Source organism: Acetobacteroides hydrogenigenes (genome assembly GCF_004340205.1).
Classification (GTDB): Bacteria; Bacteroidota; Bacteroidia; order Bacteroidales; family ZOR0009; genus Acetobacteroides; species Acetobacteroides hydrogenigenes.
Genome location: NZ_SLWB01000003.1, coordinates 100,686 through 114,730, shown reverse-complemented (window position 1 = coordinate 114,730; position 14,045 = coordinate 100,686). Strand labels below are relative to the sequence as shown.

The following is a 14,045-nucleotide window of genomic DNA, read 5'->3' as shown; positions in this document are numbered from 1 at the left end:
CTACTCGAAGAACTTATCGGGGAAGTTAACCAGGTACACCCTCTCGGTGGCGCGGGTAAGGGCGGTGTATAGCCAGCGCAGGTACTCCTTCGACACCATGTCGTCTACGAAGTACCCCTGATCGACGAACACCGTCTTCCACTGCCCGCCCTGCGCCTTGTGGCAGGTCACCGCGTTGGCGTACTTCACCTGCAGGGCGTTGTAGAACGGGTCGCGGCGCATCTCCTTGTAGCGCTTCTGCTTCGAACCGATGTGCATGTAGTCCTCCGACACCTTCTGGAAGAAGGTTCGGCTCTGGTCGTAGCTCAGCGAAGCCGAATCGGAGGTTAGCGTATCGAGCATGATGTAGCAGTCCACCTCCAGGTCGCCGTAGTCCACCAGGCGCACCGTCACCTCGGCAAAGCGGAAGTCGTAGCGCTCGTGGTAGCGTCGGATGCGCACCACCTCCACGATGTCGCCGTTGGCGATAAACTCCAGCTCCTTAAAGCCCTCGGTCCAGAAGTAGCTATTCTTAACCACCATCAGCAGGTCGCCGCGCACCAGCTCCTCCTCGCGGTACAGGATACGGCTTCTTATTCCTTGATTATATCGATTAGCCAGCTTATTGGAGCGGCACACCACAATGGTATCCTCAATGCCAACCGCATCGTAGGTGTCCGACAGCTTTTCGATGAGGTCGCCACCCGAAATCCGCTCGATGTCGGCAAACCCATTCAGGCAAAACTTAGGCTGAACGATCTCCTCGGCTTCGATCATCGACCGGATGGCCGTAGCATTCTCCAGAATACCCGAAGCCTGATCCTGGCGAACCACCTCTCGAAGCCACACCTCCTCGACATCGGCGTAGTAGCCAAGCTCCTTTCGGTCGAGCGCCGGACTATTCTCTTTGCCAACGGGCGGCAGCTGGGCGCTATCGCCAAGCAGGATTAGCTTGCAGCCTCTCCCCGACTTTACGTACGAGATGAGATCCTCGAGCAGGTTGCCGCTGCCAAACGCATTAGACTCACGGTTCGAGTCGGCAATCATCGAGGCCTCATCCACTATATATATGGTATCCGCCGTCAAGTTTCTATCAAGGGAGAACTTCGCAACAAAATCGTCAGCGGTCTTCTGCCGGTATATCTTTTTGTGAATCGTTAACGCTTGCTCGCCAGAGTAGGAAGAGAGCACCTTTGCAGCTCTACCGGTAGGCCCCAACAGCACCACCTTCTGCTCTAAGCGCAACAGCACCTTTACAAATGCTGCAATCAGAGATGTTTTACCAGTACCAGCATACCCATGCATTTTAAGGATGTAAAAAGGCCGCTCGTCAGCAATAAGCGAAGCCAAAGAATCAATAGCGGAGCGCTGTCCCACAGTAGGTTCAAAGGCGAATTCTTTCAGCACCAGCTCTTCAATATATTTTTTTACCATAAAAAAAGAAAACTCCCCCCCTGTTAGAGTTTTTTTATATATTTGTCTGCAAACATAAACTAATTCTGTCAAATGAAAAAAGTGCTTCAGATTGCCCTCCTGATCGCTATAGTAGGATTGGGGTATTTGCTTTACAAGAGTATTGCAAAACCAATTCAATATGAGGATGAGCAAGCAAAACGTAATGGAAAAGTTATCGAAAGACTTAAAGACATCCGCGCTGCTCAAGTAGCATACAAGTCGGAGTTTGGCAAGTACACCGGTAGCTTTGACACTCTTGTTAACTTTGTGAAAACTGGTCACTTTAACGTAGAGCAGCGTATTGGTTCGGCAGACGACTCTGTTGCCGTAGCAAAAGGCTTGTTAAAGCGTATTAAAGTACAGGTTCGAGTTCTTGACTCGCTTTTCAAAGGCAACACAGCAAGAGTAGACTCTCTCCCATACATTCCTTATGGTGGTGGTGCTAAATTCGAAATGGGTGCTGGAGAAATCATGACAGCCTCAAAAGTGCCTGTTAAGGTTTTCCAAGCATTAGCGCCAGATTCTATTATTTTCAGAAGCTTTGTTATTGATGATGAGGATTTCAAGCAAATCCTTATAAACAAAACTTATGGGAAGAAAAAGGCAGACAAATATCCAGGATTAAAAGTAGGTTCGCTTACCGAAGCTACCAACAATGCTGGAAACTGGGAGTAAAACTATGGTGAAGCAAGAACTTCTTGATCAAAAGTTAGTTCTAGAGCAAACCGAACAGTATAAGTTATCCATTCAGGTTAGCCTGAATGGATTTTCTTTTTGCTGTATGGATGACAGAACTAAACGATTTGTAGCATTAAAAGACTATGCTATAGCCAACTTGTCGGGAACATTTGACGAGTTGTGCTTCCATATTGAACGAATTCTTAAGGAAGATGAGCTGCTAAAACGTCCCTACAAAGAGGTTAGATGTATGCTCGTAAGCCAAATGTTTACGCTTATTCCATCTGAGTTCTTCATTAAGGAAAAATCATACGAATACCTAAAAGCTCTAATACCCTTTTCTGCTAGCGAGGTAGAAGTTCACCATGCTCGAATAAAAAATAGTAGCATAGTTTCGGTTTATGCACTCCCCATCCCCATAACCTCTGCAACAAGAGAGGCTCATCCCAATGTCTCGTTCTACAACCAAAGCATACCTCAAATCACCAAACAACTAGCCGAGAAAACAACCAGCCAGTACCAGCTATCTGTATTTATTCATGACAATTTGGTAGGCTTTAGCCTTATGGATGGAGGCAAGCTAAAAATATACACAGCATACACCATCGAAAGCACTAGCGATTTAGTATACTATGCGCTACTCCTGCTTAAAGAGCACGATATTAAACCTGCCGATATAGAGGTGTACGTAAGCGGAACCATAGAAAAGCAGAGTACTCGCTTCGCAGAGCTAAGCCAATACCTGCCAAACCTAGCGCTAGACTTGGTTCCTAAGGGATTTGAGTACTCCTACCTTTTTAAATACAGAGCAGAACATCAGTTTGCCAATCTTTTTAAGCTAGTTGAATGCGAATAGTTAGCGGAAAGTACAGAGGAAAGCATATCGTTCCTCCAAAGAATTTTAAGGCACGACCAACTACAGATTTTGCCAAAGAAAGCTTATTCAACATTATTTCGAATAACTACAACTTCGAAAACATTTCGGCATTAGACCTATTTTCGGGAACAGGAGGAATAAGCTACGAGCTAGCCTCGCGCGGATGCCCCGACGTTGTTTCTGTTGAGCTTAACCCTGTTCATCATGGGTTTATTAAAAAGACTATCGAGGAACTAGGATTTAAGGAACAGATCCGAGCCATAAAGCAAAATGCATTTATTTTTCTTAAGGGGTGCAACCAGAAGTTCGACCTCATTTTTGCCGATCCACCCTACGACATGGAGGGAATTGAACAGCTTCATGATATCATTTTTGAAAAAAATTTGCTTACCGACGAAGGATGGTTTATACTGGAACACTCGAAAGACAGAGAGTTCAGCAACAAGCCCTTTTTCATCGAAAGACGCAGCTACGGCAGCGTAAATTTTAGCATTTTCGGCAAAGAGTAGCGCCATTTTTTTTACCGAGCTATTGCGGATAAGAAATCAATTACTACCTTTGCAACGCAATTGAGGAAAGGCAAAAGCCAAAAATCAAAAGCAACCCTGGTTCGGTAGTTCAGTTGGTTAGAATGCCGCCCTGTCACGGCGGAGGTCGCGAGTTCGAGTCTCGTCCGGACCGCTCTAGAAAAGCGGAAGTAAAAGCAAGTTCTTAAAAATTTTGGTTCGGTAGTTCAGTTGGTTAGAATGCCGCCCTGTCACGGCGGAGGTCGCGAGTTCGAGTCTCGTCCGGACCGCTCTAGAAAGCGGAAGAAAGCAAGTTCTTAAAATTATTGGTTCGGTAGTTCAGTTGGTTAGAATGCCGCCCTGTCACGGCGGAGGTCGCGAGTTCGAGTCTCGTCCGGACCGCTCTAGAAAAGCGGAAGTAAAAGCAAGTTCTTAAAAATTATTGGTTCGGTAGTTCAGTTGGTTAGAATGCCGCCCTGTCACGGCGGAGGTCGCGAGTTCGAGTCTCGTCCGGACCGCAAAAGCCCTGCAAAAACTAAGTTTGCAGGGCTTTTTGTTGTTCCATGCAATTGTCTGACGTGACATTACCCTTCAATAAAAACTTTCCAACCAGATAATATTAATCTCTGCCAACTATAACAAACCACTTCTAAATATTCTTCACTGAATGGTTTAAATTCTCCCAAAGCTATTGTCCACATTCAAATAATAGCACACCTTTGCGCGATGAAAAAAAGGGCAACAACCAGCGGTAAGCCTTCGGCAGACCGACATAGCAAGTCTAAAATCACGAAACGTTCGGGTACTAGTTGCCCTACAAAAAAACAAAGCTCCGCACAACGCAGCAGCGAGGCTAATTCCCCAAAAAAAGAAAAAATAATCGTTCATACGGATAAGAGCGAAGATACGCGCATCAATAAATATATTAGTGAAACAGGATTCTGCTCACGACGCGAGGCCGACAAACTAGTAGAACAGGGACGCGTTACCATTAACGGCGTAAAGGCGGGAATGGGCGACCGAGTTCTACCTGGACAAGCAGTAAAGGTTAATGGCCAGCTTATTGCTGGCGATGAAGAGATGGTTTACATTGCCTTTAATAAGCCTGTAGGCATCACCTCCACCACCGACAGAAAGGATAAAAGCAACATCATAGACTATATCTCGCACGAGAAGCGCATCTTTCCCATTGGCCGCCTTGACAAGGATTCGCAGGGGCTGATCCTGCTAACTAACGATGGCGATATTGTAAATAAGATACTACGCGCCGGCAACAACCACGAAAAGGAGTACATTGTAACGGTGAATAAGCCCATCACCGAAAGCTTCGTTAAGCGCATGGCAAGCGGAGTACCTATCCTCGGGGTAAATACTCGCAAGTGCGTTATCGAAAAACTCTCCGAAAACACGTTTATTATCATCCTGAAGCAGGGTTTAAATCGGCAGATACGCCGTATGTGCGAATATTTCGGCTACGAGGTAACTAAGCTAAAGCGTATCCGCATCATGAATATCGAACTGAATGACCTTAAAGAGGGACAATGGCGTAACTTAAGAAAAGATGAGATGATAGCCCTAAACAACCAAATTCAGAAATCGGCAAAGGACACCAATAAGCGACACTAAAGGGTATCACTTACGCTGTGATTTACGATAGCGGATGCAACACCATGGTGCATTTTGCTGTTTGCTATTTTATGCATAACAGCAGCATTTTATGGCAGTCAACCCATTTCTCAAGAAACTATTTATAGCAACATTACTTGACCTATCATTTTCTTTAGGTCAAGGTCAGGATCTGAAGTACACCACAACCTTTAACTTTAACGTCGAAAATGACTACATAAGCATCAAGATAAGGGGAAATGACCGTTACTACTCGGAAGGTATGCTGCTAGGGTTCACCTCTCCGGTAAAGAAAAAAAATCTATTTGATAGAATAGCAATTGCCTCATCCGATAACGCCTTTCGCATTCGCTCGTTTTCGCTAGAGCATCAAATTTACACACCCCACCATATAGGGAATCCGAACTTACAGGTTGGCGACTACCCCTATGCTGCACTTCTTGTAGCAAACTATGGCAACCGTTTTTTGGAAAAGGATTACTCGTTTACCTCAACCCTCACCCTTGGGGTACAAGGACCTGCTGCTTTAGGATATGAGATACAATCGTTCCTCCATCGAAAAGTATTTGGGACGAATATTCCTCAGGGCTGGAAACACCAGCTACCGAACGATCTCGCAATTTGCTATACGTTCGCTTTTGACAAGCTTATTTACAGCACTTCGCGCGTAGAAATTATAGGCAATACAGAACTACAGTTAGGCACCCTTCACAACACCTTTAGATTAGGCCCTATTTTCAGATTTGGAAGACACTATTCCTTCTTTGACCCATGCACCTGGCTATTTGTAAGAGATAAGAGCACCATCAAAAGGCAACTATACCTCACTGTAGAGCCTTTCCTAAAGTTTGTACAAGGAAACTCGCTACTTGAGGGAGGACCTACGAACTCTCCAGGAAGAGCATGGGGACAACCTGAATCAAAATACTACCATATTAACCGCGACCAAATGGAGCGCCTTGTATACGGCTATAGTTGGGCGTTACACTACGTCAATAAATGGTTTTCGATAACATTTCAGGAGCACCTGCAATCGGCAGAAATAAAAGGGTTACCAGCACACGAGTACGCAAGCGTGAAACTTGGCATTAAGATGTAATGGTTTATTTTTATGCTAGCTCCGAAAGTTCCAGCCAACGCATCGATTTTTCGTCGATAAGTTCGATAACCACACCTATACGATTCGACTTTTCGATAAGTTCGTCGGCGCTGAGCGCTCCAGAGTTAAGCTGCTGCTCGATCAGCGCCTTTTCGGTCTCCAAATCGGCAATTTCCTGCTCTAAGCGCTCGTACTCGCGCTTCTCGTTGAAGGTCATCTTACGCGGACGGCTGGTTTCCTTAACAGCAGGCTTATCCTTCGATACAGCAGCTTGCTGTACGGCCTTTTGAGCTTCACGCTGCTCCTGCTCGCGCTGGATTGCCCACTCGCGGTAGTCGCTGTAGTTGCCGGGGAAGTCCTTTATTTCGCCATCACCCTCGAAGGCGAAGATGTGGTCTACCACCTTATCCATAAAGTAGCGGTCGTGCGATACGACGATTACACAGCCGGTAAAGTTCTGGAGGTAATCTTCGAGCACCTGAAGCGTCATAATGTCGAGGTCGTTGGTGGGCTCGTCGAGGATGAGGAAGTTGGGGTTCTGCATCAGGATGGTGCAGAGGTATAGGCGACGCTTCTCGCCACCGCTTAGCTTGTAGATGTAGTTGTGCTGCACCTCGGGCGGGAACAGGAAGTGGTTTAGGAACTGCGATACGGTGAGGTTGGTACCATCGCCCAGCTTCACCACTTCGGCTATCTGACGGGCGGCATCAATCACCTTCATCTGCTCGTCGAACTGCAGGCCCTCCTGGCGGTAGTAGCCAAACACAACGGTTTCGCCGATATCAATCTTACCAGAATCTGGCTTAATGGTTCCCACCAGCGTATTAAGGAAGGTGGATTTACCCGTTCCATTCTTGCCGATAACGCCCAACTTTTCGAAGCGCGAGAAGGTATAGGTAAGATCATCCAAAATCACCTTATCGCCAAAGCGCTTGCTGACGTTGTGCATCTCGAAAATCTTACTACCCAAACGCGATGCCTCTACCTCCAAACGCACTGAGCCATCGTTGCGCTTCTGCGAGGCCTTATCCTTGAGCGTATAGAAGGAGTCGATACGAGCCTTCTGCTTGGTTCCGCGGGCCGATGGCTGGCGGCGCATCCACTCCAACTCGCGGCGGAAAAGGTTCTGCGCCTTATCGACCTCGGCGTTGAAACTGGCGATGCGCTCATCGCGCTTCTCGAGGTAGTAGCTGTAGTTGCCGCGGTAGGGGATTATAACGCCATGGTCTAATTCGAGGATGGTGTTACAGACACGATCGAGGAAGTAGCGGTCGTGCGTTACCATTAGCAGGGTAATGCGGGTTTTGGCGAGGTAATCCTCCAACCACTCCACCATCTCGAGATCGAGGTGGTTGGTGGGCTCGTCGAGGATGAGGAAATCGGGCTCGTTGAGCAGCACGTTGGCCAGCGCCACGCGCTTCTGCTGCCCTCCCGAAAGGGTTTCGACCTTCTGCTCGAAATCGTCGATCTTAAGCTGCGAGAGGATCATCTTAGCCTTTACCTCCAAATCCCAAGCCTTGAGCACGTCCATCTGGTGCAGCACCTCGTCGAGACCATCGGTTTGGTTGTGCTTTACCATCTCCTCGTAGCGGGCAATCAGGTGCACCGCCTCGCTGGATGAGGTGAAAGCCGCATCGAGCACCGACATCCCGGCCTTAAACTCGGGGCTCTGCTCGAGGTATCCTACCCGAATATCGTTACGGAAGATGACCGATCCTTTATCAATACCCTCCTTACCGGCAATCATGCTGAGCAGGGTGGTCTTCCCTGCCCCATTTCGGGCAATAAGGGCCACGCGATCGCCCTCGTTGATGCCGAAGGAGAGGTTTTCGAATAGGACTAAATCGCCAAACGACTTGGATAGGTTATCGACTTGTAGAAATGCTGACATGGACGTACTAAATTTTGGCCAAAGGTAACTATTTAATGAGATATGCGAGATGCGATTTGAGATGTGAGATTTGCGATTTGCGATTTGAGATGTGCGATAAAAGCAAAGCGGCTGCTCCGATTATCAGGAGCAGCCGCCAATATCTAACTTTACGGTATTCTCTTTTACTTCAGCTTCGACACCTCGAAACACCATGCGTAGCTGCAAGGCGGATTCTTACGAAGCTTAGCAGGGATTGAAATGCGGAATCCTGCACCATCCTTCTTCCAACTGAGGTTGCCCTTGTAGCCAAGCAGCATTACCTTGGCTCCCGATGCTGGTTGGTGAGATGTTACATGAATCTCGGCTGGCAGCTCGCGCTCGCCCTCCTTGGCCATATAGATGAAGTAGGTTTTTCCATCGGGCTTTTGGGTTAGGCAAATGTTTCCCTCCTTAAACGGGGCAACGGCATTTGTATTGTAGATAGCCTGGCTGTTTACCTTCATCCAGCTGCCGTACTCCTTAAGAAGGTTGTAGGCGCCATCTGGCCAAGTTCCATCGGGGCCTGGTGCTATGTTTAGAAGAAGGTTACCACCCTTTGCTACGATATCTACCAAAAGTTGAATACCCTCGCGACCGCTCATGAACTTGGCGTTAGGTACGTACGACCAGCCACCGCCGGCTATGATGCACGACTCCCAAGGGTAGGGAAGCGACTTTTCGGGCACCCTATTCTCGGGGGTTAGGTAGTTCTGGTTCTTGCCATGCACGGCGCGGTCTACCACAATAAGGCCGGGCTGCTTCTGGCGAGCCTTTACCACCAGCTCGTCCATCTTTATATCCTGATTTACGATACGATGCTTAAGGAAGCCGCTCTTAGCCTCGGCAGCCATTCCCTTGTAGGCTGCAGCAATATCCTCCGACTTCTTCTTGGCAACCCAGCCGCCATCTAGCCAAAGGATGTCGATCTTTCCGTAGTCCGATAGCAGCTCGAGGATTTGGTTGTGGGTAAACTCCACGTACTTGTTCCACTTCTCGGGGTAAGCCTCGGGATCGTAGTTTACGTTTCTATCAAAAGGAGGATAGTAGGGATCCCAGTACGACTCGCAGTGCCAGTCGGGCTTAGAGAAGTAGGCTCCGGCCCAAAGGCCCTGGTTACGGAAGGCGCTGAAGACCTCCTTAGCGATGTTGGCCTTGGGGTTAGCCGAGAAAGGGCAATCCTTATCGGTTACCTTGTAGTTCGTGTACTTAGAGTCGAACATGCAGAAGCCGTCGTGGTGCTTGGTGGTAAATACCACGTAGCGCATGCCGGCATCCTTAGCGGCCTTTGCCCAAAGGTTGGGATCGAACTTCGATGGATTGAAGGTGTTCTTTAGCCCCTCGTACTCCTTCTTGTAGTCGAAGTAGCTGTGGGTGTTCTTTCCGGCGGTACGCTGGCACCAGCCTTCGTCCTCGGGGCAAAGCTGCCAGCTTTCCACAATCCCCCACTGGCTGTAGGTTCCCCAGTGCATCAGAAGCCCAAACTTAAGGCCCTGCCACTGCTTAATCTTCGCCGATGCCAGCGGATCGGTTTCGGGCACGTAGCGCTCGTCCTCGTAGATGGCCTGCGCAAAGCTGCAAAGCTGCATCGCAACCAGCGCGACTAGTAGTATACTCCGTTTCATGTTGTCAGTATTTGAATAATAGTTGATCCTAAAATTGGTTGTTGCACCCTATCGGGCAAATGCAAATGTACCAAAAACTAGCAAGCGAGTGGTTGTGCTTCGAATTAGAGCAGAAAAGTACGCTAAGCATCTCCTTAGACAACAAAAAAAGAGACGGATATATAATCCGTCTCTGGTATAATGGCTTCACAGCCTACGATTCAAAATTGATTAATTTACTGAGCAGTGTTATGAACTTTGTCTTTTTGTAGGGTATACAACCAATGGGGCGTACACCCTACCCGATCGTGATGTTTTTTTTTTACGTTTTCGTCAAAAAATGGTCAGCAATACGCCAATGCCGATTAAGACAACCGGCATCAGCCAAAACAAAAAAGCCGCACCCGTGGCGCAGCTTCGGAAGTGTGCTGGGTAGCCATGCTACTTAAACAGCGTTGCGAATAGCCGAGGACGGTCTTCGAGGGCGATACGGGCCACCGTGTAGAAGTCGCGCATCCACTTTTCGGCCTCGGCAAATGCGGCATCCTTAAGGGCAACCGCATCCCTCGATTCGCCGAGCTCGCGCACGTACTCGGTACGGGCCTTTTCTACCTTGGCAATCTGCAGCTGAGCGGCAGTGATGTCGGCCGCAGACACCTTTAGCTTCGACACGGCGGTGCTAAGCGCCTCGTTGGCCGATAGCCCAAAGTAGAACTTCTTTACCGATTCGATCCAAGGAAGGTAGGCATCGGGCTCGGCTACGTGCACATCGAGCTCGCGTGCAGCGTTGGCATCGTTGCGAAATACGTACTTAGCCTTTTTCCGGTGAAGGGAGTACATGGTATCCAGCGTTTCCGACTCCTGAACAAAAATCCGGTTGGCCGCAATGGCCTCGTCGCTCTCCTTACGGTTAACATCGTAAGCGGCACGAGCCTTAACAAATATAGCCTTACCTGTAGCAACAACTTCGGGCGTGTATCCCAGCTCGGCCATGGCTGCAGCAACCTCGGGCTGAGCGGTGACGTTTTCTAGCGATGTTCTCCATTTTTCGAGAACTTCCGATTCTCTTCGAGTGCGGTTTGTACTCATAATGCTTACATTTAAATTAACAAAATCTATATAGAGTAAAGAACTCTCAAACAAAACATTGCCTTCAGCCTCATTTCATCCAAAAACTTCTGTTCCCCTTGTATGTATATGCGAATTCCCGAATCTACTTTCCCTAAATCTGAACCTGCGGCCCGTTAACCCAAATCCAGCTGCGCATAGGGCAACCTTGCGGTTCGGCGGAGCAATCTTAAGGTTCGGCGAGCAAATCTTACGCCCGGCGAAGCAATCTTACGGCTCGGCGAGCAAATCTTACGTCCGGTGGAGCAATCTTACGGTTCGGCGAGCGAATCTTAAGCCCGGTGGAGCAATCTTACGGCTCGGCGAGCGAATCTTAAGCCTCCACTGTTAATCTTTCAGTAAAAAAAGAGCTACAACGCCTTGAAGATATAAAATATTTTAATCAATAATACCAATCCAGCTAAATTGAACGAAGAAGCCCCGCAGCATCAAGACTCTGCGGGGCTTCTGATATGTCATACTAAATTCTACAAAGGGATTCGCCGCTACGACCTAATCCATGTGGCCCTATGCCACAGGTACTCGAGCGGGCCCTGCTTGTGGCGCCCTAGCCACCAGCGGCAGAAGAGCCATTGGATGGCTACCAGCCCAAGGGCAATCAGCAGCGAGTAGGTGGCCCCGGTGTAGAAGTAGAGCCCTAGCCCAAAGCCGTAGTAAACAAACGAGCCCATGATGGACTGCATCACGTAGTTCGAAAGGCTCATGCGGCCCAGCGGAGCAAACAGGTTTAGGAAGCGATGGAAGAGGCGCTTCTCGAATAGCAGCACAAACAGGGATACCCAAACCAGCATAAAGGTAAAGCTTACCCAAGTTGTGAATATCGAGAGCAACGGACTACGAAGCGCCTCGCTGCCGATGCCATGCTCTATGCCGTACTTTGCGCCCCAAAGAGCTCCGTAACCGAGCACCGCCAGCAGCAACGTCTTCTTCCAAAAGCGCAAGCTCTTTTCCGATGCTACAAAAAGCCCATTTCTACCGGCCAACATGCCCAGCATGAAAAGTGCAGGCGCCTGAAATACCCTTCCGGTCTCCCAGGTCCAGTTGTACACCGCCAGCTTGCCGTTGGTAAGGTTTCCGGCTACCGTAGCCATAAACGATGATCCGGTAATGTACTCGCCCATCTTGCCAAAGTACTGCCACGAGGCCGGATTGGGCAGCTTAGCGCTAGGATCGCTAAGCCCAACAAAGAAGCGCCCCCACTCGAAGGGCTGAAGCAAAAGCACTACCGCTGTAATAAGAACGGCCCTATCGCTCCAACGGGCAACCGGAATCAGCGCAAAGCCCAAAATGGCGTAAATGGTAAGAATATCGCCCTGGTAGAAGCAGGAGTTAAGCAGCCCAAAGCCGAACAAAAGCAGAAGTCGCCAGGCAAATCGCCCCCTGAAGTCCTTGCCCCTCTTTCCCTGGCTATCGGATTGAAGGAAAAACGTTAGGCCAAAAAGCAGCGCAAACATTGCGTACGACTTGCCGGCAAACATAAAAAACAGGGTATCCCAAATGCCCTTATCCAGCGCCACCATCCAATCTGGCAGGTTGGCGGGCAGATGGTACACATCGAAGTGCTCGAGATTGTGCAGCAAAAGGATGGTTACGATGGCGAAGCCGCGCAGGGCATCAACAACGTGCAAACGCGTAGAGTTAGTTGCTCTCATAAGCTATGATTAGGTGTTTAAATACGATTATCGGATAAAAGTAATCGGACGGCCGTGTTTTCCAAACACCATTACCGCCTCAACCTAGCAACAATCGCCTACGGCCCGACCTCGTGGCAGCCTATATCGATTAGGAACAGGGCTAAAGAACAAATTCTTCCGATTGTGGTTAGTAGATAAAAAAAGCTAAACAATGGATAGCAGCTGGCAATACGCAACGCTCGAGGCAACGATACTGCTCATCATATCGCTTGCCATCTACACTTCGGTTGTTTGGAACATCCGAATCCGTAGCCGAATAAAGAAGTGGCACCTAGTGGCGCTATACTTCGGGCTTCTCTTTCAGCTTGTCGGGGTCATCATTATGGATTCCATCCCAAACATATCGTCGATACCCAACTACATTCACCCAATCTTGGGGCTTCTACCCTTCCTGATAATGCTGCTCCACACGGTTTGGATCAACCGCATCTTCCTAAACAATGGGAAAAAGGATGAAAAAACGGCAATCCCCTACAGCTTCATAATTTGGGCTATTTGGCTGATACTTTTTTTGATTTCGATGTACGTTGGTGCGCTTATACACCCGTAGCAAGGGTGTGCCTATAGCCCAACGGTTTGCACTTTTCTACGCCACTTACTATCTTTTCAACAAACCATTAACAACGTAGACGATGAAAATAGGATTAATCGGATTTGGAAAGGCCGGCAGAGCAGCAGCGGCTGTAATCTTGCAGAATAAGAGCGCCAGCTTAGAGTGGGTGCTTCGAAGGAGTACCGTACTGGAAAATCGTTCGGCTGCAGAATTTTTAGGAATCGAATCAAGCGATCCCTCCCTCATCTATTCACTAGCACATACGCCAGTGGCAGCGCTTCTTGACGAGCACCCGGTCGATTTCATTGTCGATTTTTCGTCGGAAACAGGAATTGAAGCCTACGGAGAAGAGGCAGCCAAGCGAGGCGTAAAAATAGTATCGGCAGCATCGCACTACCCCGAGTCAACAGTAGAGTACCTCCAAGAGCTCTCTAAGCGAACCGTAGTGTTCTGGTCGGCCAACATCACCCTAGGCGTAAACTTTATTATGTACGCGGCCAAATTCCTTAAGAAGATTGCTCCTTGGGCCGATATTAAGATATCGGAAGAGCACTTTAAGGAGAAGAAAGGGATATCGGGGACGGCCAAGATTATTGCAACCGTTCTGGACATCAACGAGCAGGATATTAACACAACCCGAGTAGGAGGTATTGTAGGCCGGCACGAAATCGTATTTGGGTTCCCCTACCAAACGGTTCGGCTCGTTCACGACTCCATCTCGCGCGAAGCCTTTGGCAATGGAGCCCTTTTTGCAGCCACCAACCTTACAGACAAGACTACCGGATTCTACCGATTCGAGGATATACTTCGTCCTTACTTCGTTATGTAGATATAGGATCAGGTATCAAGACTTTTCCCAAAAACAAAAGCGCCTACCGCTTAAAAGTGGTAGGCGTTTTCTATAAATTATCTCTAAATTATCCCAGACAGGGTTTTA

Annotated in this window: 12 protein-coding genes and 4 tRNA genes; 11 read left to right on the top strand and 5 right to left on the bottom strand. The window is 48.5% G+C overall.

All coding sequences use genetic code 11. The annotated features are described in order from the left end of the window. Positions 1–1,413 (bottom strand): ATP-dependent DNA helicase, encoded by a 1,413-nt coding sequence (locus CLV25_RS04520; RefSeq protein ID WP_131838446.1) that lies wholly within the window; start codon positions 1,411–1,413, stop codon positions 1–3. Between the two features lie 72 nt (positions 1,414–1,485). Between CLV25_RS04520 and CLV25_RS04515 the strand changes: the two genes are divergently transcribed. The 9 genes from CLV25_RS04515 (at position 1,486) to CLV25_RS04475 (ending at position 6,220) form a co-directional block, all read left to right on the top strand. Further along, positions 1,486–2,109 carry a hypothetical protein gene (locus tag CLV25_RS04515; RefSeq protein WP_131838445.1) on the top strand — a complete coding sequence of 208 codons (624 nt, stop codon included), beginning with the start codon at positions 1,486–1,488 and terminating at the stop codon, positions 2,107–2,109. 4 nt (positions 2,110–2,113) lie between these two features. Next, a complete protein-coding gene (locus CLV25_RS04510) occupies positions 2,114–2,968 on the top strand; it encodes a DUF3822 family protein (protein ID WP_165876983.1) in 855 nt (284 codons plus the stop codon). Continuing rightward, entirely contained in the window at positions 2,959–3,498 is a 540-nt protein-coding gene (locus tag CLV25_RS04505; RefSeq protein ID WP_131838443.1) for an RsmD family RNA methyltransferase, read from the top strand. The genes CLV25_RS04510 and CLV25_RS04505 overlap by 10 nt, the downstream gene beginning before the upstream one ends. A gap of 98 nt (positions 3,499–3,596) precedes the next feature. Beyond that, positions 3,597–3,670 (top strand) — tRNA-Asp (locus tag CLV25_RS04500). 41 nt (positions 3,671–3,711) lie between these two features. Then, positions 3,712–3,785: transfer RNA gene (locus tag CLV25_RS04495), tRNA-Asp, on the top strand. Positions 3,786–3,823: 38 nt separating this feature from the next. Continuing rightward, positions 3,824–3,897: transfer RNA gene (locus tag CLV25_RS04490), tRNA-Asp, on the top strand. A 42-nt stretch (positions 3,898–3,939) separates the two neighbouring features. Then, positions 3,940–4,013: transfer RNA gene (locus tag CLV25_RS04485), tRNA-Asp, on the top strand. Between the two features lie 208 nt (positions 4,014–4,221). Then, on the top strand, positions 4,222–5,121 hold the full coding sequence (rluF, locus tag CLV25_RS04480; RefSeq protein ID WP_131838442.1) for a 23S rRNA pseudouridine(2604) synthase RluF: 900 nt from the start codon (positions 4,222–4,224) through the stop codon (positions 5,119–5,121). Positions 5,122–5,212: 91 nt separating this feature from the next. Continuing rightward, on the top strand, positions 5,213–6,220 hold the full coding sequence (locus CLV25_RS04475) for a lipid A-modifier LpxR family protein (protein ID WP_131838441.1): 1,008 nt from the start codon (positions 5,213–5,215) through the stop codon (positions 6,218–6,220). Between the two features lie 10 nt (positions 6,221–6,230). Here the strand turns inward: CLV25_RS04475 and CLV25_RS04470 are convergent, their stop codons facing one another. From CLV25_RS04470 to CLV25_RS04455, 4 genes are all read right to left on the bottom strand, one after another. Beyond that, positions 6,231–8,111 (bottom strand): ABC transporter ATP-binding protein, encoded by a 1,881-nt coding sequence (locus CLV25_RS04470; protein WP_131838440.1) that lies wholly within the window; start codon positions 8,109–8,111, stop codon positions 6,231–6,233. 164 nt (positions 8,112–8,275) lie between these two features. Next, complete coding sequence (locus CLV25_RS04465) at positions 8,276–9,754, bottom strand: alpha-L-fucosidase (protein ID WP_131838439.1); 1,479 nt, start codon at positions 9,752–9,754, stop codon at positions 8,276–8,278. Positions 9,755–10,174: 420 nt separating this feature from the next. After that, entirely contained in the window at positions 10,175–10,822 is a 648-nt protein-coding gene (locus tag CLV25_RS04460) for a hypothetical protein (protein WP_131838438.1), read from the bottom strand. Between the two features lie 524 nt (positions 10,823–11,346). Then, entirely contained in the window at positions 11,347–12,513 is a 1,167-nt protein-coding gene (locus CLV25_RS04455) for a DUF418 domain-containing protein (RefSeq protein ID WP_131838437.1), read from the bottom strand. Between the two features lie 193 nt (positions 12,514–12,706). Here CLV25_RS04455 and CLV25_RS04450 point away from each other — a divergent pair, with 193 nt between their 5' ends. Both CLV25_RS04450 and CLV25_RS04445 read left to right on the top strand, forming a co-directional pair. Further along, positions 12,707–13,105 (top strand): HsmA family protein, encoded by a 399-nt coding sequence (locus CLV25_RS04450; protein WP_131838436.1) that lies wholly within the window; start codon positions 12,707–12,709, stop codon positions 13,103–13,105. Between the two features lie 82 nt (positions 13,106–13,187). Next, the gene (locus CLV25_RS04445; protein WP_131838435.1) at positions 13,188–13,937 is read left to right on the top strand and encodes a dihydrodipicolinate reductase C-terminal domain-containing protein; all 750 of its coding nucleotides are present in this window, start codon (positions 13,188–13,190) and stop codon (positions 13,935–13,937) included. The last annotated feature ends 108 nt before the right edge of the window (positions 13,938–14,045 follow it).

Bases quoted from the DNA above. Each gene is read 5' to 3' on its own strand.
- CLV25_RS04520 (WP_131838446.1), bottom strand. From the start codon at position 1,413: ATGGTAAAAAAATATATTGAAGAGCTGGTGCTGAAAGAATTCGCCTTT.
- CLV25_RS04515 (WP_131838445.1), top strand. From the start codon at position 1,486: ATGAAAAAAGTGCTTCAGATTGCCCTCCTGATCGCTATAGTAGGATTG.
- CLV25_RS04510 (WP_165876983.1), top strand. From the start codon at position 2,114: ATGGTGAAGCAAGAACTTCTTGATCAAAAGTTAGTTCTAGAGCAAACC.
- CLV25_RS04505 (WP_131838443.1), top strand. From the start codon at position 2,959: ATGCGAATAGTTAGCGGAAAGTACAGAGGAAAGCATATCGTTCCTCCA.
- rluF (WP_131838442.1), top strand. From the start codon at position 4,222: ATGAAAAAAAGGGCAACAACCAGCGGTAAGCCTTCGGCAGACCGACAT.
- CLV25_RS04475 (WP_131838441.1), top strand. From the start codon at position 5,213: ATGGCAGTCAACCCATTTCTCAAGAAACTATTTATAGCAACATTACTT.
- CLV25_RS04470 (WP_131838440.1), bottom strand. From the start codon at position 8,111: ATGTCAGCATTTCTACAAGTCGATAACCTATCCAAGTCGTTTGGCGAT.
- CLV25_RS04465 (WP_131838439.1), bottom strand. From the start codon at position 9,754: ATGAAACGGAGTATACTACTAGTCGCGCTGGTTGCGATGCAGCTTTGC.
- CLV25_RS04460 (WP_131838438.1), bottom strand. From the start codon at position 10,822: ATGAGTACAAACCGCACTCGAAGAGAATCGGAAGTTCTCGAAAAATGG.
- CLV25_RS04455 (WP_131838437.1), bottom strand. From the start codon at position 12,513: ATGAGAGCAACTAACTCTACGCGTTTGCACGTTGTTGATGCCCTGCGC.
- CLV25_RS04450 (WP_131838436.1), top strand. From the start codon at position 12,707: ATGGATAGCAGCTGGCAATACGCAACGCTCGAGGCAACGATACTGCTC.
- CLV25_RS04445 (WP_131838435.1), top strand. From the start codon at position 13,188: ATGAAAATAGGATTAATCGGATTTGGAAAGGCCGGCAGAGCAGCAGCG.